This is a genomic window from Actinoplanes nipponensis, assembly GCF_016862275.1.
GTDB lineage: Bacteria > Actinomycetota > Actinomycetes > Mycobacteriales > Micromonosporaceae > Actinoplanes > Actinoplanes nipponensis.
The window spans coordinates 1-3,560 of record NZ_BOMQ01000108.1; the positions used below are offsets into that span (position 1 = coordinate 1).

A 3,560-nucleotide genomic window follows, 5' to 3' on the forward strand; every position below is an offset into this window, starting at 1 on the left:
AGCACCCTGTTGGGTCCTGAAAGAACAACTGGGCCGGTTCGCCGGCGCCTCCACTGTGGTGGGGATGGGTTGTTGTTTCAGAACTATCCAGGCATGGCCTGGTTTCTTATACCGCTTCGATGGTCGGGTGTGAGCCTGGTGTCGGGGGTTTGGTGGGAGACCGTGAGGGTTGTGGGTTGGTTGTTGGTTGAGAATTGCACAGTGGACGCGAGCATCTTGTTTTCTGTAGGTTAAGTTGTCAAGGGCGAACGGTGGATGCCTTGGCACCAGGAGCCGATGAAGGACGTGGGAGGCCGCGATAGGCCTGGGGGAGCTGTCAACCTAGCTATGATCCCAGGGTGTCCGAATGGGGAAACCTGGCACCAGTCATGTGGTGTCACCTGCATCTGAATTCATAGGGTGTATGGGGGGAACGCGGGGAAGTGAAACATCTCAGTACCCGTAGGAAGAGAAAACAATAGTGATTCCGTGAGTAGTGGCGAGCGAAAGCGGATTGAGCCTAAACTTGTGGCGTGTGATACCTGTCAGGGGTTACGTCATGGGGGTTGTGGGACCCACTTATCGCATCTGACAGTGTGATGAGAAGTTATAAAGTCGCATGTTAGTCGAACGACGTGGGAAAGTCGGCCGTAGACGGTGAGAGCCCGGTAGACGAAAATGTGTGGCCTTCTTGTGGTGTTCCCGAGTAGCGGCGGACTCCTGTAATCTGCCGTGAATCTGCCAGGACCACCTGGTAAGGCTGAATACTTCCTGGTGACCGATAGCGGACAAGTACCGTGAGGGAATGGTGAAAAGTACCCCGGGAGGGGAGTGAAATAGTACCTGAAACCGTTCGCCTACAATCCGTCAGAGCCTCCTTGTTGGGGTGATGGCGTGCCTTTTGAAGAATGAGCCTGCGAGTTAGTGGCATGTGGCGAGGTTAACCCGTGTGGGGTAGCCGTAGCGAAAGCGAGTCTGAAGAGGGCGTTTGAGTCGCATGTTCTAGACCCGAAGCGGGGTGATCTAGCCATGGGCAGGTTGAAGCGTGGGTAAGACTGCGTGGAGGACCGAACCCACCAACGTTGAAAAGTTGGGGGATGACCTGTGGTTAGGGGTGAAAGGCCAATCAAACTCCGTGATAGCTGGTTCTCCCCGAAATGCATTTAGGTGCAGCGTCGTGTGTTTCTTGCCGGAGGTAGAGCACTGGATGGTCTAGGGGGCCTACAAGCTTACCGAAATCAGCCAAACTCCGAATGCCGGTAAGTGAGAGCGCGGCAGTGAGACTGCGGGGGATAAGCTTCGTAGTCGAGAGGGAAACAGCCCAGATCACCAGCTAAGGCCCCTAAGCGTGTGCTAAGTGGAAAAGGATGTGGGGTCGCATAGACAACCAGGAGGTTGGCTTAGAAGCAGCCATCCTTTAAAGAGTGCGTAATAGCTCACTGGTCAAGTGGTTCCGCGCCGACAATGTAGCGGGGCTCAAGCACACCGCCGAAGCTGTGGGACTCACATATTAACTCCGCTCCTTCCTTTGGGTGGGGGTGCAGGTGTGTGGGTCGGTAGGGGAGCGTCGTGCTACCGGTGAAGCGGCAGGGTGACCTAGCCGTGGAGGTTGCACGAGTGAGAATGCAGGCATGAGTAGCGAATGAAGGGTGAGAAACCCTTCCGCCGGATGACCAAGGGTTCCAGGGCCAGGCTAATCCGCCCTGGGTGAGTCGGGGCCTAAGGCGAGGCCGAGAGGCGTAGTCGATGGATAACGGGTTGATATTCCCGTACCCGCAAAGGAGCGCCCATGATGAACCTTACTGTGCTAACCACGTGAGCTGCCGGCGGTCTTCGGACTTGTGGTGGTGAGCCTGGGAACCTGGTTTGTAGTAGTCAAGCGATGGGGTGACGCAGGAAGGTAGCTGAGCCCGGCCGGTGGTTGTGCCGGGGTAAGCGTGTAGGCCGTGTCATAGGCAAATCCGTGACACATTGAGGCTGAGACGTGATGCCGAGCCGATTCAGGTGAAGTCAGTGATCCTATGCTGCCGAGAAAAGCCTCTAGCGATGTTCCGAGCGGCCCGTACCCCAAACCGACACAGGTGGTCAGGTAGAGAATACCGAGGCGACGGGCGAACTGTGGTTAAGGAACTCGGCAAATTGCCCCCGTAACTTAGGGAGAAGGGGGGCCGGACGCGTGAAGCCCCTTGCGGGTGGAGCGTGGTATGGCCGCAGAGAGCAGGGGGAAGCGACTGTTTACTAAAAACACAGGTCCATGCCAAGTCGTAAGACGATGTATATGGACTGACGCCTGCCCGGTGCTGGAACGTTAAGGGGACCTGTTAGCCTTTCGGGGCGAGGCGGAGAACTTAAGCGCCAGTAAACGGCGGTGGTAACTATAACCATCCTAAGGTAGCGAAATTCCTTGTCGGGTAAGTTCCGACCTGCACGAATGGCGTAACGACTTCCCCACTGTCTCAACCACAGGCCCGGCGAAATTGCAGTACGAGTAAAGATGCTCGTTACGCGCGGCAGGACGGAAAGACCCCGGGACCTTTACTATAGCTTGACATTGGTATCCGAATGTAATTGTGTAGGATAGGTGGGAGCCTGTGAAGTCCGGACGCCAGTTCGGGTGGAGGCAATCTTGAAATACCACTCTGTTGGATTTGGGTATCTAACTTGCGGCCCTGATCGGGTCGAGGGACAGTGTCTGGTGGGTAGTTTAACTGGGGCGGTTGCCTCCTAAAAGGTAACGGAGGCGCCCAAAGGTTCCCTCAGCCTGGTTGGCAATCAGGTGTTGAGTGTAAGTACACAAGGGAGCTTGACTGTGAGACTGACAGGTCGAGCAGGGACGAAAGTCGGGACTAGTGATCCGGCACTTGCGTGTGGAAGCGGTGTCGCTCAACGGATAAAAGGTACCCCGGGGATAACAGGCTGATCTTCCCCAAGAGTCCATATCGACGGGATGGTTTGGCACCTCGATGTCGGCTCGTCGCATCCTGGGGCTGTAGCAGGTCCCAAGGGTTGGGCTGTTCGCCCATTAAAGCGGTACGCGAGCTGGGTTTAGAACGTCGTGAGACAGTTCGGTCCCTATCCGCCGTGCGCGTTGGATACTTGAGAAGGGCTGTCCCTAGTACGAGAGGACCGGGACGGACGAACCTCTGGTGTGCCAGTTGTCCCGCCAGGGGCACGGCTGGTTGGCTACGTTCGGAAGGGATAACCGCTGAAAGCATCTAAGCGGGAAGCTCGCTTCGAGATGAGGTATCCCACCACCTTGAGTGGGTAAGGCTCCCAGCTAGACGACTGGGTTGATAGGCCGGAGATGTAAGCCTAGTAATAGGTTCAGTCGACCGGTACTAATAGGCCGAGGGCTTAACTACACCAAACTTGATGTTCGACCGCGTCCACTGTGCGATTCACAGCTTACAAACAACCCGAAACACTTGGGTTTTGTTTGTTGTTGCTGGCAGCTGTTTCGGTGGTTATAGCGGAGGGGAAACGCCCGGTCTCATTCCGAACCCGGAAGCTAAGCCCTCCAGCGCCGATGGTACTGCACTCGGGAGGGTGTGGGAGAGTAGGACGCCGCCGGACTTAACGTT

Annotated in this window: 2 rRNA genes; both read left to right on the forward strand. The window is 56.2% G+C overall.

Features of this window, described 5'->3' with window-relative positions:
• The first annotated feature begins 228 nt into the window (after positions 1–228).
• Positions 229–3,341 (forward strand): 23S ribosomal RNA (locus tag Ani05nite_RS40645).
• A 94-nt stretch (positions 3,342–3,435) separates the two neighbouring features.
• A 5S ribosomal RNA gene (gene rrf / locus Ani05nite_RS40650) occupies positions 3,436–3,552 on the forward strand.
• Positions 3,553–3,560 lie beyond the last annotated feature (8 nt).